This is a genomic window from Agaribacillus sp. DX54, from assembly GCF_056858335.1.
Map to the genome: position 1 here is coordinate 274,312 of NZ_JBXEQE010000005.1, position 22,055 is coordinate 296,366.

A 22,055-nucleotide genomic window follows, 5' to 3' on the forward strand; every position below is an offset into this window, starting at 1 on the left:
CACACAGCCTGAATTGGCGATTGGGTATTTGGTAATGGATAATTGGGTATTATGATTTGGAGCTACATTATTGTTGCCGCAAGGCAGATTTTGAAAAACAGGATCTAATTTTCATTGACTAATGAGCCTCATCAGTCCCGGTGCACCAAAAAACCGTTGTAATTCATAATTCTGAAATAATGACTATATGCCTTAAACACGATTGCCATGATGGTAAAATACATTTTTTCCCCTTCAATGACATCATATGGGTACAGGCATTTGATTACTATGTGAAAATACATATCAATGGCAGGTTTTATCTGGTTCGCGAGCATTTAAAAAAGATGGAAACTACGTTGCCCGGTGACATGTTTTTACGCATTCATAAATCCAGCCCGGTCAGTATCGCTGCCATTCGTAAGTTGACCCCTCATTTCAATAACGCGTATATTGTTACCCTTTTTAACGGAAAAAAACCAAAGATCATCCAAAGCTATCGCTAGAACCTGAAGGATTTGCTTGATTTTTCACGAAAACAATCACACCCTACCCCCACCTACAACCCACACCCAAACTCACCCCCACACTCAAACTCAAACTCAATTCGGTAGGTATTTGTCAGGGATAGGATTTTTTTCGTTTTCCGATAGCCAGTAAATGTTGACTACCCACCATCTTTTTCCGTCATTAAGCAATTGAATACTATTAATGCCACGGGAGAACGGCTTTTCATCGTGACGGCTGTGACGGGATTCATAGGTGCTGAAAATGTGGGTCAGGTTGCCGAAGGTTTCAGTAACCCGATGAATTTCATTTTCGTGGAATCCGTTTTGCACCAGCCAGTCATTGGCATTTTGGACATATTGCTCCGGTGTACAGGTGCCAAGTCTGATATTGCCGGAACTGTCTATACCGGTAGGAATCAGTCGGGCCTCTTCGACAAATAGTTTCCTGAATTTATCCCAATCCCTGGGTTCTCCCTTTTCTCCGGAAATCGAAGCATACAAAGCGTTTACTATGTTATCTAAAGAAGAAACATCTTTGTCAGCGCTGCTATCCTGACCTATGGAAACAGAAACCTGTACTGATAAAAGGCTTATCAGCATAAGCGCAGTTAAGGGGTTTGGTTGTGTATTCATGGGCTTTTTGCATCAATATAAGAAAAAAAACCACATCTTTTTGTATTTTTAAGCAGACCCTAAACTTTAATTCAATGAAAAACTCAAAACAATCAATCTATTTTTCTTTTCTATTTTCATTCCTATTTTTTTTTCTGCTAAGTTTTAACCTTCGGGCACAGGATGAATTGAAGATCAAACTGGCTTCAGAGGATTTGACTATGGATGTGAACGAAACCAAATCCATAGATGCGTATGTGGTGGGCAAGGATGGCCGAAAAATCGAGGGTAGGAAAGTGATGTATTATTCCAGGAATGGAAAGGCCCTGGAAGTGGATTCACTGGGAACACTGAAAAGCCACGAACCTGGCATCCATAGCTTAATTATTATCAGTCCTGATCCAAACGGGCGGTTTTTAAGAAAGGATGTGGAGGTAAAAGTTAATTTTCCGCCACTGGCGAAAGTTGAGATCAGGAATGTACCTAATAAAATTTATGCAGGCAGTACCATTTTGTTGGACGTTAGAATATTTGACAAGTCTGGTTTTGAGAGAAAAGATCTGAGTGCTACCATTACCAGCTCCAATGAGGACGTGGTGGTTTTAGATCAGTTTTATCACCTTACCGCTTTAAAGCAGGGAAAAGCTTCAATTTCTGCTACCATTGAAGGGATATCCGGAAAGGTCAATGTCAACATTCTTGAGAACCCGGTGGCTGACATTGATTTAACTGTAAACACGGCTGAAGCCAGGACCGGTGATGTCTTTCGTTTTACCGCCATTGCCAAAGATAAAAAGGGTAACAAGGTAGAAGACGCTCTGATCACCTTCGCTTTTGAAGGAAAAGCTTATGATGTTTCTTCCAGTGCCTCCGGCCTGATTAAGCAAGATGGCCGGTTTGTTGCCGATGAAGCCGGATTATATACCATTACTGCCAGCAGTGGTCAGTATGTGGCCAGAAAATCCGTTCATGTTGTCAAAAGGAATGTTAAAAGAAAAATTGAGCTGGTTGGTAAGGGTCTGGTACGGGATAAGCATACTTCGGATTTTTGGATTTGGGAAGGTGTGGATGGTAAGGACTATGGTGTCACAGGCACCTGGGGCGCTGATGGCACTGCGTACTTTTGGGATGTTACCGACCCGGCCAACATTGTTAAAATCGATAGTGTGCAGGTAGATGCCAGAACCGTCAACGACGTTAAGGTTTCAGAAGACGGTAAAATCTGTATAATCAGCCGGGAAGGAGCCTCAAATCGTAAAAATGGGATCGTCATTCTGGATGTAACCGACCCACATCAGGTTGAGATCATTTCAACTTTTACAGAAAATCTTACCGGGGGTGTTCATAACCTGTTTATTTACAAAGATCATGTTTACGCCTTGAGTGCAGGTCAAAAATACTACATCATCAACATAAAAGATCCTGCCAAGCCTTATATTGTCAGTAAGTTTGAGTTGGAAACCCCTGGCCATGCCATTCATGATGTTTGGGTGGAAGACGGTATTGCATACTCCTCAAATTGGTCCGATGGTATACAACTGGTGGATGTAGGTAACGGCATTGCCGGTGGCTCACCGGAAAACCCTGTGAAATTTGCCAGCTATGCTTATCCAAGTGGTGCCAATCATGCTACTTTTCCTTTTAAAAGCAAATCGACCGGGAAATTTTATGTAATCGGCGGAGATGAGATTTTTCCCTATGGGTTGAATCTGGATGGCCCGAATATAGCGGGTGGGTTCCTGCATTTTATTGATTTCACCGATTTGGAGAATCCTGAGGAGATTGCGCGGTTTGAAGTACCTGGAGCCGGATCGCACAACTATTGGGTAGATGGGGAAACGTTGTATGTGGCGTTTTATAATGCCGGGGTAAGGGTAGTGGATATTAGCGGGGAGTTAATGGGCGATTTGTACAAGCAGGGCCGTGAAATAGCTTTTATTATTCCGAGTGATCCCGAGGCATATATTCCCAACTCACCTTTCACCTGGGGGGCGCAATTGCATAAAGGACATATCTTTTATTCAGATTGGAACAGTGGTCTTTGGTCGGCTAAACTCGAACCGGAAACGCCCTCGGATACAAAACTCGAAAGCCGTTAAGGTCTTTTAACAACAAATTTTACAGACATGAAAAAGATATTAATCATTGTTGTAAGCCTGATTTTATGCTCGGAATCTGTATTTTCACAAAACTATTACGTTTACGCCACCGCAGAATCCGAAGACGAAGTGGCACTGATCAAATTTGATGGTAAAAAAGCGGAAGCCATTCATAGGATTCCGGTAGGGGTGTGGCCGGCTGAAATAGAAGGTCCCCACGGTATCACGGTTGGCCCGGAAGGCAAATTCTGGTACCTTAGCATGGCTCATGGTAATCCGTACGGCACGTTGTATAAATTTTCTACTGAAACAAACAAGGTGGTGGGGCAGACAACACTCGGGTTATTTCCTGCCACGATGCAAATTTCAAAAGCTACCGGCTTACTTTACTGCGTGAATTTTAATTTACACGGGGATATGGTCCCCAGTACAGTTTCGGTAGTAGATCCCGAAACCATGACTGAGATCAAACAAATTACGACTGGTGCTATGCCCCATGGTTCACGGATATCTCCCGATGGCTTAAAGCACTACTCTGTAGCGATGATGTCGGGAGAATTGTTTGAGATTGATGCCATTAGCTTGCAGGTTAGCAGGGTTTTGAACCTGGATGAAGCGGGAGAGTCAGGCAAATCGGAGCATGCCCAAATGGATCATAGTAAAATGGACCACAGCAAAATGGATCATTCCAAGATGAATCGGCAAGGTAATAAAATGATGGATCATAAAATGCATCATTCCAGGATCAAGCCCACCTGGGTAATCCCCCATCCCGATGGAAAAAAGGTATATGTAGCGGGCAATGGCAGTGATGAGATCCTGGAAGTCGATTTGAAAAAATGGATGATTACACATCGTTTTCCCGGAGGAAAAGGACCCTATAATGTAGAGGTAACGCCGGATGGAAACAAAATGGTTGTCACTTACAAATCGGCTGCCAGTACCGGGGTATGGGACTTAAATACCAAAAAAGAATTAGCTGAAATTAAGAACAACCGCCGGATTTCGCATGGCATTGCCATCTCACCGGACAGCCGTTACGCATTTGTGTCGGTGGAAGGGGTAGGAGGAGAGCCTGGCAGTGTTGATGTTATTGACCTTGAGGCCCTGGAAATCGTAGACACCGCAGAACTTGGGAAACAAGCGGGAGGTATACACTTCTGGAAAATAGAGGAAAATAATTAAGTAAAAAAAAGATGAACCACGAAGGCACAAAGACACAAAGGAGGTATGGAGGTTATTCTTCTTAGTTATTATATAAAAAGGCTTCAGCGTTTCTGTCCAATTGTTTGGCTTTAAATGATCTTACTCCACCAAACATAAAGTTCAGACCGATTTGTGCACCAATAGCCAGGTTAGCCCTGCGGTCAAAAAGCCCATCCAGGTTACTGCTTTTGAGTAAATCTACCAAATCTCCGTTTCTCATATCGGTAAAGCTGTAATTAGCCCTGATCAGTGTTGACAAATAAAAGTACTTGGAAATATCAATATCGACCCCAAAGGAAGCGGCAATCTGTAATTCTGTTTCATTGAACTTGTTTATTTCCTCGTTGGCCGAAGTGCTTAGCAATTCTGTTGAAGGCAGTGCCGGCACATCATAGCTTCCGTCGGCATTCAAAGTTGCTCCTTCAGGTAATTCATTGGTGTTTTCAATGTTTTGAGTCGAAGCTTCGTATTGGATGGTTTCCACCCCATTTCTAAGAATAGAAAGCTGCGGCCCTAAAGAGAAATTTGTGCGGGCTTTGGTAGCTTTTGCGCTCATAAATTTAAAAAGCAAGGGTAGCTGAATGTAGCTTAAATCGATCTTGCGTTCACCAACCGCTGTCTTTGCTACATCGAGCACCTCAAAAACCTGGCCCTGGTTCGCCAGGATAGATTCCAGTTGTATGCCAAACCCGTTGCTTATGTCCACACCGAATGAAAAGCCCGCAGGAGCAAAATTGTAAGTCATCTGGCTATTGTACCTGGGATCTTCTGAAAGTCCTTTATCCAATACAAATGTACTGTTTACACCACTTGTAACGCCAATATGTACCTGAGCCAGTGTTACCAGTGGTGAGAAAAGCAGCAGCAGTAATAATAGTTTCCTGTTCATTTTTCTCATAGTGAATTGTTGTTTTAGATACTACGCAAAGAAGAAAAATGGCTGTTCCCGACCAAATTCAGGTTTAAAAGCTGATTGTTCTTTTTTAAATCAGTCTTCTTACCTGACACTTCTTTCCTATTTATCCCAGCGTAATCGGCGCTGTAACCATGGGAAATTGCTGAGCCTGGGTGTGCTCATGTAATAATTACCGGAAAGAATACAAAATAAGTCAGGAATACGAAATTTCGGATGAAAACAACATGCAAGGCACCGGGGTTAGATGATGGAGACATGGTAGGTGCCTTGCATTGTTCTACGATTGGAGGGATTTTAAATCGTGTTGTTCTGATTAAGTATTATTGCTCTGAGGTTAAATCTTTTATTCTGGTGAATTCACCTTTACTCTCAATCGGATTACCTTTGGGGTCAGTAGAATGGGCGATGACTACAAACTTATCGTTGCCCAGCTTTTTGGTCATACGGGTAGCCTTTCCCTGCGGACCGTACCAGGTCATTTTTATCATATCGCCTTCTCTCATACCTTTTCCTTTGTACATACCCCGAATGTTGTCTATCCAATATCCCATCATTTCCATACTCTCGGGTTTTAATGTAATGGCACCATATCCCTCGTACTCCCAATCTGCTCCCATTTTGGAGGTAGCTGAAACCATCAGGAACTGTTTTTCCAGTGTATATTCATATTTCAACCATTCTTCGGTTTCCCCCATTGGGCCAACCATTTTTCCTTTCCATTCGCCAATCATCCAGGCCATCAGGTCGTCATTAAGAGGGGCTGGGGCAGTGTAACTTTCAGTTTCCTTTGCCTGTTCTTTTTCTTGTGATATTGCCAAACAGGAAATAAAAAGGAAAATCAGGGTAAAATAAACCAGCTTTTTCATTGTAATAGGTTTTAGGTTGTAAAATTATTGACAGTCAATAACTTATAAAAGTTAGCCAAACAATGGATAAAAGTCAAAATATTTTTATATTTCTTTTTTAGGATTAATATGCTCTTGGCTATAGATATTGGTAATACAGATATTGTATTCGCACTGAACAATAAGGATCAATGGATACATCATTGGCGCGAAAAAAGTGATATTTCCCGATTACCGGGGTCCTTCGCTCTGAACTTAAAAAACCACTTTCTTGAAAACGATCTGAATACTTCACGGGTCAAAACCGTCGTTTTAAGCAGTGTTGTACCGGCACTGACTACCATCATCCATAATATGATCGAGGTAGTATTCGGTTTTGAGCCGCTGGTGGTTGGCCCTGACATTTATGACCGGATAACGATAAAAACCAATAACCCCCAGGAGATAGGCACCGATCTGGTAGCTAATGCTGCGGCGGCTTATGCCCGGACCAAGGACTACTGTATCGTTGTGGATTTTGGCACTGCCCTGACTTTTACAACCATCAATAACCGGGCTCAGATCCTGGGAGTTGCCATAGCCCCTGGCCTGAAAACGGCTGTGAAAAGCCTTTCAGGAAACACAGCCCGCCTACCGGAAATTCCTCTTGAACTCCCTGCATCTGTATTGGGAAAAAATACCGTACATGCCATGCAGGCTGGTATATTGCATGGGTATGTGGGTTTGGTAACAGGTATGATTGACAACATTCGAAATGAACTTGCCAGGCCCTGCCAGGTGATAGCCACCGGCGGATTATCTGCCATATTGACCCCACTGCATTCATATTTTGATGAAATCAATCCATTACTCACCCTGGATGGCTTAAAAGTTATTGCCGGCGAAGTAAAATTTTTGTGAATGGACATTAGCTATAGCAATGGTTATCCTGATTTGTTAAAAAAGCAGTGGATAAAAAATAGGGCATTTTTATTACTGCACTCATACATAAACTGTATTAATGCGCCATCGATGAGTTTAAGATTAAATGCGTTTTCTTTCAGGCATTCCTCATAAAGTTCATCATATGAAAGATTTCGTAGGGCAAAAGAGATATTTTTGAACCCTTCCCAGGCAATCATACCATTTTTATCTGAAACATAGTTAAAATCAATCTGGAAGCTTGTCTCAATAAATGAGGTTGTAATATGCCTGATCTGCTTTGTGATGTATTTACTTACGTCCATCTTTTTTTATCAAGACTTTTAATGTTTCCTGCATATCTTCCGGATAATCTTCTATTTGAACCTGTCCGGAATTTATACGCTCCACGATTTGCTTTAATCCGGTTAAAGACGCTAAATCTTTTTTAGTTGGGTTTCCTCGGTTTCACTAATGTCCCTGCTTATTACATTCATTTTTTCAATTTCTTCAGGCGTGGGATATTTAAAGGCAAGCTCAAAATCCCTTTTTTTTACTTCATCAAATTCCTGAGAAAGGAATTGCATTCTTGCATCAGTTCCAAATACTTTTACCCATGCCTTACTCCTCGTAATTGCTGTAAACAAAATGTTCCTTCTTTCCCTTAAACCTCTATTGGTAAAGTGCAGACCGGAATAGCAATCTTGTCCATTCATGATATACACAAATGGGACTTCGTTTCCCTTAGCCCTGTTTATTCCTGTAAATGCAATGGAATTGGGTTTGAAAAACTCATCCCTATCCACATCTCCGGTTATATGGCTTTTGATTCCTTTTTTATCCAGGGCTGCTCTCACTAAGCGACTTCTTTTTTGGTGGTTAAAGCAAGGGGATTGATGACTATGATGTCCTGATGCATTAATTCTTCTTCCTTTAAATTTTTTTCGATATCATGTGCAATCGCTTCGGCCTGTTCAACTTTTGAATTACAGAAATTGAAACTGATAATATCATCGATGTTTGTTTCTTGTTCAAGAAATTTATGAGTAGCTTCTTCAGCCCTGAAAAGCGTGACATCGTGACCGCCTTTTAATTGTCCTTTTTTAACCAGATATCCCAGATCTTCCCATAACTCAGGTTGGTCAAAAAACTGAACCAATCCTCCGTCCCTGTATATACCGAATCCCAAGGCGTGGGCCGTAACAAGCACCGGCCTTGGATTTCTATAGCATTTTTTCAGTATTATGTCGCTCGTGTCGGTTTCTTCACTGAATATTTTTTTGGGGTTTCTCAATGGTGAACCCTCATTTAATTTTTGCAACTCATCGTAAGCGTAAATCAATCTTTTATTTTTGCCTTTTAATTGTAAATAAACCAGGTTGAGAAAAGATTCGGATAAATCCTGGGCTTCGTCTACCAAAACAGCGTCATATTTCCGGATAATTTTGTTTTTATCTACCTCATCCAAAGCTTTTTGACAAACTGCGTCGAACGGCGTCCTGTTAAGTCTTTCCCCTAATGTCTTGGCGGCCCTGAAATCCAGGTATTCTAAACCATTGTCTTTACAAAACTCATAATAAATACCCGTGCTTGAATTACTACCCCATGCCTGAATTACTCTTATTTTATCTTCGACCGGTTTTCTTCCCATTTTTTGAATACAAAACAATTCAATCAATTCTTTAAATTGATTCTTCAATGCCCTTGTATTAAATGTAACCACCATGCTCCAATCAGGGTTGATGGCGTGGAGATAGGCGGCTTTCAGGGCAATTACTATGGTTTTCCCTGATCCGGCCAGCCCCCTTATTCTTTGCAGGCCATCGTGATACTCGATGATGGCTGTTTCCTGCTGATTATCCAAATTTGCGATGGTCTCTTCCAGCCGTTTAATGATGGCTCCCCTGGAATTCTTTTTTTTGATGTAACTTCTGTCAAACGGAGTTTTGATACGTATTACCGATTGGATAACAGAGATTGTTTTCTTTAATAATTCCTCAGATGTATTAACCCAGTCCTGCACTTCTTCATTTATAATCTCAAGCAGTTCACGTTCATTGGTGGCTGTATAGGGGAAAATATTGTTATGGGTACAGGCCGGGGCATATGTAACCACTTCTATGTCTATAAGCAATTTTCTTCCTTTGTTTAACGCTTCATATTGCTTTAATTCTGACTCCACCTTATAGATAGCCTAATGCTTTCACTATTAAATACCTGAAGTCCTCGGTTTTAAGGCTCAGCCCGGACCTGACAGGTTTAATTATCACCTGAAATGAGATAATACACTGGACAACGGCAGAGTGGTGGTGGTGGTGCATGTGGATACCGAGATTGAATATACAATTAATCAAGGAATAAGCCTGGCAGGAAAGTGTGTAAAAAAAAGCGCTGTGAAATTTTCACAGCGCTTTCATCTAAACTTTAACTAAACCCTATACAATTTCAAAGTAACAGCTTTTTATTTTCAATATCACGGAGAAATATTCCTTATGATTACCCAGGTAAGTTTATCCACACCGTTGATAATTTCCAACAGTTCGTTTGCCTCTCGGCAAACTGGTTTGCCGTAAGAACTTTTGCCCGATGGCCTTAAAACAGCAGGTTTTTTGATTTTCATTAATTTTTTTGATGATTGCTGACGGGAGTAATAAGTACCCGTCGCGTAAACGTAGTGGCAAAAACCGTAACCTGGGGATGGCTTATATATACATTAGCCATCCACCCAACAACCTACCATTCCACTCCTCCATCATTCCACTACGCCATCCATCTTCCTGTCAAACAACCCAAACCACAATCAATATCCCTCCTCGACCTCAATCATCTCCAAAATACCCGCCAACTCATCAAAATCCTTATACCCCGGCTTTATTTCATCCCCACCTTTCAGCGCGATACCAGCCAAGCTGGCTGTCGAAAGCAGTTGATCCACATTATGGCTCCCAACCCACGATCCCAGCACTATACTATAACGTTTGGCCAATGCCATAATCTCCTGTAAACGCGCCGGGTTTTCCTCCTCCCGGGTACTATGAACCAGGAAGTACTCTACAAATCCATGGCCGTAGTCAAGCACTTTCTTAAGTGCCATTTCATCAATGTAGTCGTCCACATTCAAGTCTAATATGACTGGTAACGGCAGTCTGTTGAACTCGTCGAGAAGCTCCACGCGATTTGTCTGAAGCAAATCAAATTTGTAACTCCGTACAACTTCCAGGGCATAGTCCGTAGATTGATCACCTAACTCTCCCACAAACCGGACCCCGGCTACCCATCCGCCAATTTCTTTGAACTTTTCGCTGTCTACGAATTGGGGATGATCCGGCACTACATTGAAGCCTAATTGATCCACTCCCATGCCAGCGCAGTAACGGGCATCACTCAGGTTGTTCACTTCACTGATTTTTACAAAGGTTTTTAAAGCCATAACTATGTTATAATTTATAGTAATCCGTTATGCAAAAAAGTGACAATTGACGAAATAAAGCAAACCGTTTAATTCGGGGAATTTTATTTGAATTCCACCAATAGCTTTATATTTGCAATAAAAACATTCTATTCTGCTATTTTTTGCATATGTAAGGATGACAAAAAAGAAGGATAGAAAACGATAAATCTTTTCGTACTTTTAATTGTTAAAAACAAGAAAACAAGGGGATCAACCTGAAATAATCAAGGTGACACCCTGGTATAGGAGATAAAAATGAGTAAAAAAGGAAGAGTGTTAGTGGCTATGAGTGGGGGTATTGACAGTTCCCTGGCGGCCGTTTTACTGCACGAGCAAGGATATGAAGTGATTGGTATGACCATGAAGACATGGGACTACGTTTCTTCCGGAGGCAGCAAGAAAGAAACCGGCTGCTGTAGCCTGGATTCAATCAATGATGCAAGAAATATCGCCGTGAATTTGGGCTTTCCACATTATATCCTGGATATCAGAGAGGAATTCGGTGACTATGTAATAGATCATTTTACCGAGGAATATCTGTCGGGAAGGACACCTAATCCTTGCGTTTTATGTAATACCCATATTAAATGGGACGCACTTTTGAGAAGGGCAGATAAGTTGAAGTGTGATTATATTGCTACAGGACACTATGCCAATATTCGTGAAGAAAATGGCAGGTATGTGATAAGCAAGGGAATGGATTTAAGTAAAGACCAATCCTATGCCCTGTGGGGCATCTCTCAGGAGAGCTTAAGCCGTACCATTTTTCCATTGGGCCAACTTACCAAAGCCAAAATCCGGGAAGAGGCATTGAAAAGAGGATTTGTGGAATTGGTCAATAAGTCCGAATCTTATGAGATATGTTTTGTGCCCGACAATGATTACCGCGGATTCCTAAAAAGGCGGGTTGAAGGCCTGGACAAGCAGGTCGAAGGAGGGGAATTTGTGTTGGAGGATGGGTCTGTGATAGGAAGTCACAAAGGTTATCCCTTTTATACAGTAGGACAGCGGAAAGGGTTGGGAATAGCTTTGGGTTATCCTGTTTATGTGACTGAAATTCAAAAAGATACAAACAGGGTTGTACTCGGTACTTTTGATGAGCTTGCCAGGGATGGCATGTATGTAGACAAGCTCAACATGGTGAAATATGAAAATATAGACGGGCAAAGGCTCGATACTATCACAAAAGTCAGGTATAACGACCCGGGAAATCCGGCTGTGATTGAGCAGGCAGGTCATGTTATGAAGGTTTTTTTTGGTAACGGTGTGCATGCCATTGCACCGGGGCAGGCGGCAGTGTTCTACGAAGAAAATGATGTTATCGGTGGAGGATGGATTAAATCAAGTTTCAGACAAAATGAAGTGCGGTAGCAGATATGTAATTGTTTTTTTACTAACATTCGTCTTATTTACATCGTGTGATAGCGATACGCCGGAACCGGATGCATCCAGATTGGGTTTTACCTTTTTTCCATTGGAAACAGGGATTTTCAGAGTGTATGACGCTGAGGAAATCCGGTACTCCGTTTTAGGCTTCGATACCATAAGATACCAGTTAAAAGAGCAGGTAGTGGACTCATTTCTTAACCAAACAGACACATATACGTACGTAGTTCACCGTTTTTCAAGACAGGATGAAAACACCCAATGGGGGTTGGATTCGGTCTGGACTGCACGGCAGACACCCATGCAGGCTATTTCAATTGAAAACAATGTGCCGTTCATTAAACTTGTTTTTCCGGTAAAAGAAGATGTATCATGGGATGGAAATGCCTTAAATGCCAATGAAAGCGATGATTACACCATCAGGGATCCGTTTGAATCAAAAACTTACAAAGACGAAGAGAAGAGAACGGTAACTGTGGTGCAGGGGGATGAAGAAGATTTACTGATCAAGGATGAAAGAAAAGAAATCTTTGCCGAGCATATTGGTTTGGTGGAAAAAACGTTTATAAAGTTAGCGTTTTGTAACGATTCGGCATGTTTCGGGCAAAAGGTCATAGAAAGGGGGAAAGCCTTACAGTTAACCCTGATTGATTATGGTAAAGAATAACCTGTCGTTTTTTTTGTGTATCATTTTCTGTAATGTTTTTGAGGCATCAGGTCAGGAAAACAGGTACATTGTTTACTTTTCTGATAAAAACAATTCGATGTATGCCACAGACCGGCCTGCTGAGTTTCTTTCCGAAAGATCTATCCAAAGAAGACAAAAAAATCAGGTAAGCATTACCGAAAGTGATTTACCTGTCAATCGATCCTACCTGCAGCAGATTACAGCCATGGGAGCAGAGGTTTTTTATACTACGAAATGGTTAAACGCGGCGCTGATCGTATTACCCGAATCCAAAGTCGATGATATGAGAGTATTGCCGATCGTTGAGGATGTGGAGTTGGTAGCACCGGGAAGTCTTGCCGGAGCGAGACATACCCATAACACAAAGTTTGAAAGAAGCCTTACAGGTGCAAACAACCGGCAACAGGCTACTCATGCGACGGATCCGCAAAACAGAATGTTGGCAGTTACCTATATGCATGACCTGGGCTATCGCGGTGAAGGTATATTAATCGGTGTTTTTGACAGCGGTTTTCGCCATGTGGATAATCTGTTTTACTTTGACCATCTGTTTGCTGACAACCGTATAAAGCACACCTTTAATTATGTAGGTAACAATGAAAACGTTTATGCGTTGGATGATCATGGAACGGAGGTACTTTCTTGCGTTGCGGCATTTGGTGAGGGGCAGATTACAGGTACGGCACCCGGTGCGGAATATGTCTTGTATATCACCGAGGATATTGGCAGTGAGTACCGCATTGAGGAGTTTAACTGGATTTTTGCCGCAGAAATGGCAGATAGCATAGGGGTTGACATTATAAATACCTCCCTGGGCTACAATACTTTCGATGATCCTGCTATGGATTATGATATTACCGATATGGATGGTCAAACCACCATTATCTCCATAGGCTCGCAAATGGCAGCCGATAAAGGTATATTACTCGTCAATAGTGCCGGCAACTTGGGGAATGACCTTTCCTGGGAAATCATCACTGCACCCGGAGATGTTGAAGACGGAATATCCGTCGGTGCTATACGATCTGACTCGGCCAGAAGCAGCTTTAGTTCTACGGGCCCGACGGCAGATGGACGGGTAAAACCTGATGTAGTAGCTCTCGGCTCGGGCACGGTAGTGGGATTTAACGAGTTTACTGAGACGCCAATAGCATCTTCCGGTACATCGTTTTCCACACCATTGGTAGCAGGATTGGCGGCAGGCATTATGCAGGCCTTCCCTGATAAGACTAAAAATGAAATTTTACAGATCATCAGGGACTCAGGACACCAGTCGGGCACTTCAGATAGTGAGCTAGGTTTTGGTATTCCCAGCTTTGCAAGAGCGCGTAATCTTATTGTGGGTATAGATGAAGCGTTGGACCCCGCATTTAACTTTTTTCCCAATCCTGTTGACAGTGAACTTTATCTGCAATGGGAGTCCGGCGATTTTCCGGGGGAAACCAAGATCCTTATTCTCAATAGCATGGGTCAGATTGTTTATGAAAACGACCCGCAAACTTTTCCTCAAGGTGAGCCGGTAAGAATCAACACCGGCGATTTTACACCGGGGTTATACATATTGAATGTGATTAACAAAGGAAAGCGTCTGTCTGTTAAATTCTTAAAAAATTAGCTACTTTCACTTTTTTAACCCCTTTTATATATTTGTTTAATGAAACCATTGATAGCACCTTCCGTTCTGGCAGCGGACTTTGCCAATTTGCAAAGAGATATTGAGCTTGTAAATGACAGTGAGGCCGACTGGATCCATGTTGACATTATGGATGGCTCATTTGTGCCCAATATCTCATTTGGCTTGCCGGTTTGTGAGGCCATTCAAAGACATGCCCAAAAACCTATGGATGTACACCTGATGATTGAGAAACCTGAAAGATATATAAAAGCTTTCAGGGAAGCTGGGGCCTCTGTGATAAGCGTACACTATGAAGCCTGTGATCATCTGCACCGTATTTTGCAGGAAATCAAGGGGTTGGGCTGTAAAGCCGGTGTTGCGCTTAATCCTCATACTAATGTGACACTACTGGAAGATACCTTGGTGGATATCGATTTGGTGGTAGTAATGGCCGTAAATCCTGGTTTTGGTGGCCAGTCACTTATTGAAAACACCTATCGAAAAGTTGGCAAACTTAAAAAAATGATTGAAAACACCGGCTCGCAAACATTGATCGAAATCGATGGCGGGGTGAACAGTGATAATGCCAAATCCCTGCTTACCGCCGGTGCGGATGTGTTGGTGGCAGGAAGTTTTGTATTTAAATCCCCTGATCCTCAAAGTACGATTCGTGATTTGAAGAACGTTTATACTGTTGTTTGATTTTACATGAATCTCAACTATATTCTGTCACTATTTCTTATAGTGTTTTTGCACACGGGATCTTTGTTTGGTCAAAATCTGGAAATAAAAGGAATCGTCAGAGATGCGGAGACGAGACCCATAGCAGGGGTAAATGTGCTGATAAAACCGGCTAATCTTGGTACTTCTACCAATGATCTGGGGCAATTTGAGATTTCTATACCTTTTGCAAACAATCTTACGCTTGATTTTTCGCACATCCGGTACCAAAACCTTTCACAGGATTATATGGTTGATGCCGGTCAGCGTGAATTGACAATAGACGTAACGTTGGCGCTGGATATCAGGTATCTGAAAGGGGTGGATATAGTTGGTGAAGGAGAAAACCCTTTAGTCAGGCAAGAGGTAAGTGTATATAAGATTGATCCGAAAAGTGCATCCGTTTTGCCCTCACCCTTTGGGGATTTCAATAAAATAATCAGTACGCTGCCAGGAGTAATCAGTAATAATGAGTTGTCATCAAACTATTCGGTAAGAGGCGGTAACTTTGATGAAAACCTGGTGTACGTTAATGATATCCTCGTTTATCGTCCCTTTTTGATCCGTGCCGGACAGCAGGAGGGCCTTAGCTTTGTCAATCCCGATATGGTATCATCTGTGGAATTTTCTGCCGGAGGATGGCAGCCAAAATATGGGGATAAACTATCATCGGCACTTAACATTCGATACAAAAAGCCGGTGAAAAGTGCAGCCTCCCTTACGCTTGGCCTTTTGGGAGGCACGGCCCATTTTGAAGGGGCGAATAGAAAAAAGACTATCGGCTATATTTTTGGTGCCAGGCATAAAAGTGCTGCTTATCTGCTTGAAACGCAGGAAACCCAGGGAGGATACAGGCCCAGGTTTACAGATATTCAATCCTTTGTCAACTTTGATTTGAGTGGGGGTGGCCACCCATCGAAACGTACGGAGTTGGGTGTGCTGTTTTCCTATGCCAGAAACAGGTACCAGGTGGTGCCTGAAACCCGTGAAACTGACTTTGGTGCAATTAATCAATCCCTCAGGCTTCTGGTGGCCTTTGATGGACGTGAAACCTTGCGGTATGACCTTTGGCAGGGTGGGTTGAAGCTGACCCACCGGTTCAATGAAAGGTTAAGCTCAAAGCTGATTGTATCCGCCATGCGTTCGGGAGAAAGAGAGTATTTCGATGTGGAAGGTGGATATTTGTTGTGTGATGTCAACAATAACCCAGGCACTTCAAACTTCAATGAATGTGTGTCAGTCAGGGGAGTAGGTACCAATTATGATTATGGCCGTAACAAACTGGAAGCCAACATATATAACATTGAAAACCGTAACGTTTACTGGATCGACGAAAGAAACACCATTGAATTCGGTATCGGCTACAGCCGCCAGGAAATGGAAGATGAACTCGACGAATATTCTTTTATCGACTCTGCAGATTTTGTAACCATCACCAGGGTATTAAATACCCAATTGGACCTCAATACCAATATAGCCACTGCGTACCTGCAACACACTTTCAATCTTGACGAACAGCAAACCCTCACCTATGGAGCGAGACTAAACTACAGGGATGTCAATGACCAACTATTAGTCAGTCCGAGAGTTCAATACTCCATCAAACCGGACTGGCAAAGGGATGTCCTCTTCAAGGCCGCAATTGGCGTATATCAGCAACCGCCTTTCTACAGGGAGATGCGCGACTTTGAAGGAAATCTGAATGAAGATCTCAAAGCGCAGACTTCCATACATTTTATTGCTGGCATGGATTATAACTTCAAACTTTGGGGGCGTGGATTTAAATTTTTGACAGAGGCCTATTATAAGCGGTTATCGAACGTGGTGGCATACGATCTGGATAATGTGAAAATCAGATATTATGCAAACAACCGAACTACAGCCTTTGCCACCGGGATGGATTTCAGGGTGAGTGGTGAGTTTATTCCGGGCACTGAATCCTGGTTTAGCCTGGGCCTTCTTAACACCAAAGAAGATCTCGAAGATGATAATCGCGGCCGGGTCCGGAGACCTTCTGACCAGCACATCAACCTCGCTATTTTCTTCCAGGATCATCTGCCGAATGACCCCACTGTAAGAGTAAATTTAAGCCTGCTTTTTGGTGGTGGCTTACCTTTTGGCCCCCCTAATGATATTGATGACAGGACTATCTTTACCGGCAGGGCTTACCGCAGGGTGGATGTAGGCTTTTCCAAGTCTATTGTGCTGAGGAATAAATTGTTGAAATCCCTTTGGTTAGGGCTTGATATATTAAACCTGCTGGGTACTGATAATACAATTTCCTACACATGGGTTGAAGACTTTTCCGGCATCGAGTATGGCGTTCCCAATAACCTTTCCCAAAGGTTCTTTAATGCCAAAGTACACGTTAAGTTCTAAGCGAACATCTGTGGCTGTTGCACAGCATTTTCGACAAAGTTCTCTGTGTCTCTTTGTGTCTTGGTGCCTTCGTGGTTAACCATTTTTCACCACGAAGGCACCAAGACACAAAGAGACACAGCCGTTTTCGCCTGTAAATAAAAATACAGGCACATGCTTAAGTTGTGCAATAGCCGCGGACGCTCGCGCCATAGATGTTTTTCTTAAACCGACGGCTGTGCCTTCGAGGGGGGCAGGGGTGTGTACCGGTTGTTGAAGCAACTAAAATTTAGTGGCGAGTCGAAATGTAATACGTATTGGACAACCCCTCAGCAAAACCGGATGCCCTCAGCGAATACCAGTGCCCGTGACAGAACCATATGCCTTCAGCCCCAACACATGAATCACCGTGCTTCTTTATCGTTAAAAACCGAGGATTTGTAGGGTAAAACCCTCATATTCATCGTTTTTGATTACAATGTTCACCTATTGTACACCTGTTTTTTTAGCTAATATTAGATATACCACGTAAGTTTTCACGTAATTGATCATTTTGGTCATAGATATACATAGGCTAATGAGGGGTTTTTTGAACTAACCTAATCTTATAAGTATGATGAAAAACCTTTTCCTATTATCTCTGATATACACCTTTGGAACTGGCACGCTATGTGGCCAGTCACAAACTATTATCGACAGCCTCAAGCATGCGTTGAATGTAACTGTGGACAGCGATGTGCGAACAAAAATTCAGATAATTAATGACTTGTCGCAGGAAATGATCGCTGCTGACCTTGAACAAGCCATGAACTATGCCAATCAGTCCCGGGAACTTTTGGTCAATTTCTACGATTTGGGGCTGGCGGTGGAAAATGAAGTCACCCTGGGAATTATTCAAAAAGATCTGGGAAAATACAGACTGGCACTGGATCATTATGAAACCGGGCTCGAGCTGATAGACAAACTGATCCGGGATTACCCGGATAGTGTGAAGTATCGTAGGGCAAGGTCCAAAATATTGGAGAACAAAGGAGTGGTATTCAGGCGACAGGGAAATTTTGAAGACGCCCTGAAACAATACCTGCTGGCTCTTAAAATATATGAAACGCTAAAAAGCGGTAATCCCGATTCAGATACCTATCAATTGGAGCTGGCTAATGCTTTTAATAATATAGGCGTGGTGCAAAGTTCCCTGCGGCACAAAGAAAAGGCTATCGATTACCTGACAAAGGCCATAGAAATTTATGAATCAAAAGGGGATAGCCTTGCTACCTTGTTCCCCATACATAATCTGGGTTGCGAATACAAGTTAAATGAACAGTACAATGAGGCTTTAACATTGTTCAGAAAATCATTGTTGCTTGCGCAAAGGTATAATTACGAAGGGGTAGTCCTGAGAACATATTTGGAGATGGCGGAGATTTTGGTCATCCAAAAGGCATTCAAGCAGGCCTTAAACTATTTTAACCGATCCCTGCTGATTTCCCAAAAAAGAGGAGACAAAGAGAGACTCGCACAATCGTATAATGGGATTGGCACACTTTATATAGCACAAAAAGTCTTTGAGAAAGCAGAAAAGAACTTTTTGAAAAGCCTTAAAATAGCAGAGGAACTAGGGGCCAAAACCCTGATTTCCGAAAACTTCGGTAAACTGTCGGACCTATATCAAGCTGTCGACAACTTTGAAGCCTCCCTTAGCTACTATAAACGCTACAAAAATATGAGTGACAGTATCTTTAATGAGGAAAGTGATCGTGCTATTGCCAGGCTTGAAACCGAATTTGCCACGGAAAGGAAAGAAAGTGAACTCATGCTTCGGGAAAAACATATTCAACTGCTTCAAAGTGAGAAGGAACTCGATGCTTTGTGGCATAAGATACTGATTATCGGACTGATTTTTTTTGCTATGGTTGCTATTGCAGTTTACTATTACCAAAGAGTCAGGCTCCGCAAAAACCAGGAGTTATATGATGCCAGAAATAAGTTAATGGAATACGAACTGGAGAATACCAAATTAAAAGAGAAAGACCTTGAACAGCAATTGGCATACAAAAACAAAGAGTTAACGACACACACGCTGAACCTTGTGCAGAAAAATGGCATCATGGAAGCGTTGAAAAACAACATCAGCCAAATCAGCAGTGAAGCTGAACGCGGATTTGCTAAAAAACTGAATCAATTAAAACGGCTCGTGGATTACAGTTTTAACCTTGACAAGGACTGGAATAATTTCAAATTACATTTTGAACAGGTACACAATAACTTCTTCAATGATCTCATGGACAAGTATCCTGATCTAACGCCTTCGGAATGTAAATTGTGTGCCCTGATCAAATTGAATCTCAACACCAAGGAAATAGCTTCTATTTTATCTATAAATCCGGAAAGTGTGAAGGTGGCACGGTACCGGTTGAGGAAAAAACTAGGATTAGACGGGCAACAGAACCTGGCCGAATTCCTGATAGGCTTTGATAAACAAGCTGCATAAATTGGTTTGATTTTCAGGCAGGTTAAACACGGCAGAAAACGCCGGATCATCGTTTAAGCAATTAAATATTGATCCGGTTTTTTGATTTGAAATTTCTTGACTAATTTAAGAGGAAAGAAAATTAAAGTCCGGAATGAAAGCCATTACCCTGAAAGATTTTGGAGATATCGAAGCATTGAACCTTGAAAATATAGAGAATCCTCAGATAGGTGCAGAGCAGGTGCTGATAAAAGTAAGTGCCACCGCACTCAACCGGGCTGATATCTTGCAGCGTAAAGGTCTTTATCCGCCACCTCCGGGCGAAAGCGAAATTCTGGGTTTGGAGGTGGCCGGTGAAATTATAGAGACAGGTAGTTCGGTGCAAGGTTGTCAGGCCGGAGATCGTGTTATGGCTTTGCTGGCAGGTGGAGGTTATGCCCAATATGTAAGCGTGCACCATCGAATGCTCATGCCCGTACCCACCACTATGACCATGGAAGAAGCTGCCGGTATACCCGAAGCCTTTTTAACCGCCTGGCAGGCGTTAGTCTGGCAAGCTAAACTCAGGAAAGGGGAAGCTGTATTAATACACGCAGGTGCCAGTGGCGTAGGAACCGCCGCTATCCAGATAGCGAAAATGCTCGGAGCCAACATCATAGTTACCGCTTCCAAAGAAAAACATCCATTGTGCCGGTCTTTGGGCGCAGGGCAATGCATTGACTACAAAATGGAGGAATTTGCCCGTGTTTTGGCCCAAAATGAAAATCCTGGGGTAGATGTGATTATCGACTTTATCGGTGCGGCTTATTTCAGGCAGAACCTGGAATGCCTGAGAACCGATGGCCGTATGGTGATGTTGGGTTTTATGGGAGGTACTACCATCAAATCCCTGAGTATTGCACCGGTTTTATTTAAAAGGCTGAACATTGTGGGATCGACCCTGAGAGCCAGAAGTATAGATTATAAAATCAGGCTTACCCGGGATTTCATAGAAAACGCGGTTCCATTATTTGAAACCGGCCAACTACAGCCAGTAATCGACTCTGTTTTTGATTGGGAAAATGTGGGCGCCGCCCATACTTACATGGAAGCCAATAAAAACCGCGGAAAGATAATTCTTAAAGTAAATCATCAATAAACCCGGACGACACAATATTTTATTGCTTAGGTGTTACCATGATATGCGCCCGGTGTGTGCCCGGGTCCATCAGCCAGGGATCACCCGCAGCCCTGGGTTTTGTAGGTAAACCACTGCTTTCGGCGGTGGCGTAGGGAATGTAAATAACATACCGGTATTTGGCCTCCAGCATTTGATTGGTCAACTCGTCGTATCTGGCATTAGGACCATATAAAACGTGTAGGGTAGTGGGCTGGGGTGGCATTTTAAGCTTACCCGATTTAACCTCTGCCTCCCTGATGTCAAATATTTCCTGGGGTGATTTTCCTTCCTTTTTTAACGTTCTTCCCCTGGCCATGAAGGGCTCGAGGTCTTTATGATAACATGCCGCATTGAAGCCCATTTTATTGGTATCGTCCGCAAGGCATATTAAATCATTGGTGCCCTTTTGTAATGTAACCAATTGTCCCGAGTCATTATAGCCCAAAACTGTCACTCCGTCGCGCATCTCTTCAGGGGCAGCAAGTATAGCAGATTTTATTTGTAAGCTTTCATGCGAAGTCTGTCCATAAGTCGACAACACATTGATAAGTCCGGCAAAAGTCAGTATGAGGGTTGGTTTTTTTAAAGCATACATGAGCGTCATAGTTTAAACAGTTTACTTAAAAATAATCCATTTTTTAATAATAAGCTCCTTTGTAAGGCAATATTATTTGTATAAAATGCCCTTGGTTCAAAATCCTGGCAGGTTTTAATATTCAGAAATTTGCAAAAATGCTATCCAAAAATGTTGATTTATATAGGAAATCCTACTACCTGAAAAAGCTAATTATTTCATGGAAAAATTATATAATGAAAAAAGCTTATTATATGAACAACCCTGTTTATACTACGCAAAAACACTACAAACTTTTCAATCTTTTCCTGTTTGCCTCCGGCTTTACAAATTATTTTAATTTTTATAATTAATTGATAAACAAAATTTTATATATTTTTTCGGCAAAAATACCTCAAGTGCTGCAAAGCCTGTTTTATTTGAAGCGGCATGTAACCCGACCTTACACTTTCTCAAAATATCTTAACAGCCAAAAAGTCTGCAGCTATCAAAATCAGTTCAATATTCTGGATATTTTAACAACCCATTTTAAAATGTTACAAACGTTGATTTCGCTTTCAATTCGGCCTGA

At 42.2% G+C, this 22,055-nt stretch carries 20 protein-coding genes; 11 read left to right on the forward strand and 9 right to left on the reverse strand.

Annotated features, from left to right (window positions below):
- Positions 1-179: 179 nt before the first annotated feature.
- Positions 180-485 (forward strand): LytTR family DNA-binding domain-containing protein, encoded by a 306-nt coding sequence (locus tag AC04NP_RS08650; protein ID WP_482859184.1) that lies wholly within the window; start codon positions 180-182, stop codon positions 483-485.
- Between the two features lie 96 nt (positions 486-581).
- Here AC04NP_RS08650 and AC04NP_RS08655 read toward each other — a convergent pair whose 3' ends face one another.
- Positions 582-1,088: a hypothetical protein gene (locus AC04NP_RS08655; RefSeq protein WP_482859185.1), complete on the reverse strand. Its 507-nt coding sequence runs from the start codon at positions 1,086-1,088 to the stop codon at positions 582-584.
- A gap of 107 nt (positions 1,089-1,195) precedes the next feature.
- Between AC04NP_RS08655 and AC04NP_RS08660 the strand changes: the two genes are divergently transcribed.
- Both AC04NP_RS08660 and AC04NP_RS08665 read left to right on the forward strand, forming a co-directional pair.
- Complete coding sequence (locus AC04NP_RS08660; protein WP_482859186.1) at positions 1,196-3,199, forward strand: hypothetical protein; 2,004 nt, start codon at positions 1,196-1,198, stop codon at positions 3,197-3,199.
- 27 nt (positions 3,200-3,226) lie between these two features.
- Positions 3,227-4,384, forward strand: a complete 1,158-nt coding sequence (locus AC04NP_RS08665) for a YncE family protein (RefSeq protein WP_482859187.1) — start codon at positions 3,227-3,229, stop codon at positions 4,382-4,384.
- A 61-nt stretch (positions 4,385-4,445) separates the two neighbouring features.
- Here the strand turns inward: AC04NP_RS08665 and AC04NP_RS08670 are convergent, their stop codons facing one another.
- Positions 4,446-5,303: an outer membrane beta-barrel protein gene (locus AC04NP_RS08670; protein ID WP_482859188.1), complete on the reverse strand. Its 858-nt coding sequence runs from the start codon at positions 5,301-5,303 to the stop codon at positions 4,446-4,448.
- Between the two features lie 338 nt (positions 5,304-5,641).
- Positions 5,642-6,187: a hypothetical protein gene (locus tag AC04NP_RS08675; RefSeq protein ID WP_482859189.1), complete on the reverse strand. Its 546-nt coding sequence runs from the start codon at positions 6,185-6,187 to the stop codon at positions 5,642-5,644.
- Positions 6,188-6,295: 108 nt separating this feature from the next.
- On the opposite strand from AC04NP_RS08675, the gene AC04NP_RS08680 reads away from it, so the two are divergent.
- Positions 6,296-7,066 carry a type III pantothenate kinase gene (locus AC04NP_RS08680; RefSeq protein ID WP_482859190.1) on the forward strand — a complete coding sequence of 257 codons (771 nt, stop codon included), beginning with the start codon at positions 6,296-6,298 and terminating at the stop codon, positions 7,064-7,066.
- A 23-nt stretch (positions 7,067-7,089) separates the two neighbouring features.
- Here AC04NP_RS08680 and AC04NP_RS08685 read toward each other — a convergent pair whose 3' ends face one another.
- The 5 genes from AC04NP_RS08685 to trpF form a co-directional block, all read right to left on the reverse strand.
- Positions 7,090-7,392: a DUF2290 domain-containing protein gene (locus AC04NP_RS08685; protein ID WP_482859191.1), complete on the reverse strand. Its 303-nt coding sequence runs from the start codon at positions 7,390-7,392 to the stop codon at positions 7,090-7,092.
- Positions 7,393-7,503: 111 nt separating this feature from the next.
- The gene (locus tag AC04NP_RS08690; RefSeq protein ID WP_482859192.1) at positions 7,504-7,923 is read right to left on the reverse strand and encodes an ATP-binding domain-containing protein; all 420 of its coding nucleotides are present in this window, start codon (positions 7,921-7,923) and stop codon (positions 7,504-7,506) included.
- The gene (locus tag AC04NP_RS08695) at positions 7,923-9,248 is read right to left on the reverse strand and encodes a DEAD/DEAH box helicase (RefSeq protein WP_482859194.1); all 1,326 of its coding nucleotides are present in this window, start codon (positions 9,246-9,248) and stop codon (positions 7,923-7,925) included. The genes AC04NP_RS08690 and AC04NP_RS08695 overlap by 1 nt, the downstream gene beginning before the upstream one ends.
- 291 nt (positions 9,249-9,539) lie before the next feature.
- On the reverse strand, positions 9,540-9,686 hold the full coding sequence (locus tag AC04NP_RS08700; RefSeq protein ID WP_482859196.1) for a hypothetical protein: 147 nt from the start codon (positions 9,684-9,686) through the stop codon (positions 9,540-9,542).
- 180 nt (positions 9,687-9,866) lie between these two features.
- Positions 9,867-10,496: a phosphoribosylanthranilate isomerase gene (trpF, locus tag AC04NP_RS08705; RefSeq protein ID WP_482859197.1), complete on the reverse strand. Its 630-nt coding sequence runs from the start codon at positions 10,494-10,496 to the stop codon at positions 9,867-9,869.
- Positions 10,497-10,772: 276 nt separating this feature from the next.
- On the opposite strand from trpF, the gene mnmA reads away from it, so the two are divergent.
- From mnmA to AC04NP_RS08740, 7 genes are all read left to right on the forward strand, one after another.
- Complete coding sequence (gene mnmA, locus AC04NP_RS08710; RefSeq protein WP_482859198.1) at positions 10,773-11,888, forward strand: tRNA 2-thiouridine(34) synthase MnmA; 1,116 nt, start codon at positions 10,773-10,775, stop codon at positions 11,886-11,888.
- Positions 11,875-12,570, forward strand: a complete 696-nt coding sequence (locus AC04NP_RS08715) for a hypothetical protein (protein ID WP_482859199.1) — start codon at positions 11,875-11,877, stop codon at positions 12,568-12,570. Before mnmA ends, AC04NP_RS08715 begins: the two co-directional genes overlap by 14 nt.
- Positions 12,557-14,206 carry a S8 family serine peptidase gene (locus AC04NP_RS08720; protein ID WP_482859201.1) on the forward strand — a complete coding sequence of 550 codons (1,650 nt, stop codon included), beginning with the start codon at positions 12,557-12,559 and terminating at the stop codon, positions 14,204-14,206. The genes AC04NP_RS08715 and AC04NP_RS08720 overlap by 14 nt, the downstream gene beginning before the upstream one ends.
- 39 nt (positions 14,207-14,245) lie before the next feature.
- Positions 14,246-14,908 (forward strand): ribulose-phosphate 3-epimerase, encoded by a 663-nt coding sequence (gene rpe / locus AC04NP_RS08725; protein WP_482859202.1) that lies wholly within the window; start codon positions 14,246-14,248, stop codon positions 14,906-14,908.
- A gap of 6 nt (positions 14,909-14,914) precedes the next feature.
- Positions 14,915-17,305 (forward strand): TonB-dependent receptor, encoded by a 2,391-nt coding sequence (locus tag AC04NP_RS08730; protein WP_482859203.1) that lies wholly within the window; start codon positions 14,915-14,917, stop codon positions 17,303-17,305.
- A gap of 592 nt (positions 17,306-17,897) precedes the next feature.
- Positions 17,898-19,772, forward strand: a complete 1,875-nt coding sequence (locus AC04NP_RS08735) for a tetratricopeptide repeat protein (protein ID WP_482859204.1) — start codon at positions 17,898-17,900, stop codon at positions 19,770-19,772.
- A 133-nt stretch (positions 19,773-19,905) separates the two neighbouring features.
- Positions 19,906-20,889 carry an NAD(P)H-quinone oxidoreductase gene (locus AC04NP_RS08740; protein ID WP_482859205.1) on the forward strand — a complete coding sequence of 328 codons (984 nt, stop codon included), beginning with the start codon at positions 19,906-19,908 and terminating at the stop codon, positions 20,887-20,889.
- A gap of 19 nt (positions 20,890-20,908) precedes the next feature.
- Here AC04NP_RS08740 and AC04NP_RS08745 read toward each other — a convergent pair whose 3' ends face one another.
- Complete coding sequence (locus AC04NP_RS08745) at positions 20,909-21,505, reverse strand: hypothetical protein (protein ID WP_482859206.1); 597 nt, start codon at positions 21,503-21,505, stop codon at positions 20,909-20,911.
- Positions 21,506-22,055: the final 550 nt, after the last annotated feature.

Bases quoted from the DNA above. Each gene is read 5' to 3' on its own strand.
- AC04NP_RS08650 (WP_482859184.1), top strand. From the start codon at position 180: ATGACTATATGCCTTAAACACGATTGCCATGATGGTAAAATACATTTT.
- AC04NP_RS08655 (WP_482859185.1), bottom strand. From the start codon at position 1,088: ATGCTGATAAGCCTTTTATCAGTACAGGTTTCTGTTTCCATAGGTCAG.
- AC04NP_RS08660 (WP_482859186.1), top strand. From the start codon at position 1,196: ATGAAAAACTCAAAACAATCAATCTATTTTTCTTTTCTATTTTCATTC.
- AC04NP_RS08665 (WP_482859187.1), top strand. From the start codon at position 3,227: ATGAAAAAGATATTAATCATTGTTGTAAGCCTGATTTTATGCTCGGAA.
- AC04NP_RS08670 (WP_482859188.1), bottom strand. From the start codon at position 5,303: ATGAGAAAAATGAACAGGAAACTATTATTACTGCTGCTGCTTTTCTCA.
- AC04NP_RS08675 (WP_482859189.1), bottom strand. From the start codon at position 6,187: ATGAAAAAGCTGGTTTATTTTACCCTGATTTTCCTTTTTATTTCCTGT.
- AC04NP_RS08680 (WP_482859190.1), top strand. From the start codon at position 6,296: ATGCTCTTGGCTATAGATATTGGTAATACAGATATTGTATTCGCACTG.
- AC04NP_RS08685 (WP_482859191.1), bottom strand. From the start codon at position 7,392: ATGGACGTAAGTAAATACATCACAAAGCAGATCAGGCATATTACAACC.
- AC04NP_RS08700 (WP_482859196.1), bottom strand. From the start codon at position 9,686: ATGAAAATCAAAAAACCTGCTGTTTTAAGGCCATCGGGCAAAAGTTCT.
- trpF (WP_482859197.1), bottom strand. From the start codon at position 10,496: ATGGCTTTAAAAACCTTTGTAAAAATCAGTGAAGTGAACAACCTGAGT.
- mnmA (WP_482859198.1), top strand. From the start codon at position 10,773: ATGAGTAAAAAAGGAAGAGTGTTAGTGGCTATGAGTGGGGGTATTGAC.
- AC04NP_RS08715 (WP_482859199.1), top strand. From the start codon at position 11,875: ATGAAGTGCGGTAGCAGATATGTAATTGTTTTTTTACTAACATTCGTC.
- AC04NP_RS08720 (WP_482859201.1), top strand. From the start codon at position 12,557: ATGGTAAAGAATAACCTGTCGTTTTTTTTGTGTATCATTTTCTGTAAT.
- rpe (WP_482859202.1), top strand. From the start codon at position 14,246: ATGAAACCATTGATAGCACCTTCCGTTCTGGCAGCGGACTTTGCCAAT.
- AC04NP_RS08730 (WP_482859203.1), top strand. From the start codon at position 14,915: ATGAATCTCAACTATATTCTGTCACTATTTCTTATAGTGTTTTTGCAC.
- AC04NP_RS08735 (WP_482859204.1), top strand. From the start codon at position 17,898: ATGATGAAAAACCTTTTCCTATTATCTCTGATATACACCTTTGGAACT.
- AC04NP_RS08740 (WP_482859205.1), top strand. From the start codon at position 19,906: ATGAAAGCCATTACCCTGAAAGATTTTGGAGATATCGAAGCATTGAAC.
- AC04NP_RS08745 (WP_482859206.1), bottom strand. From the start codon at position 21,505: ATGTATGCTTTAAAAAAACCAACCCTCATACTGACTTTTGCCGGACTT.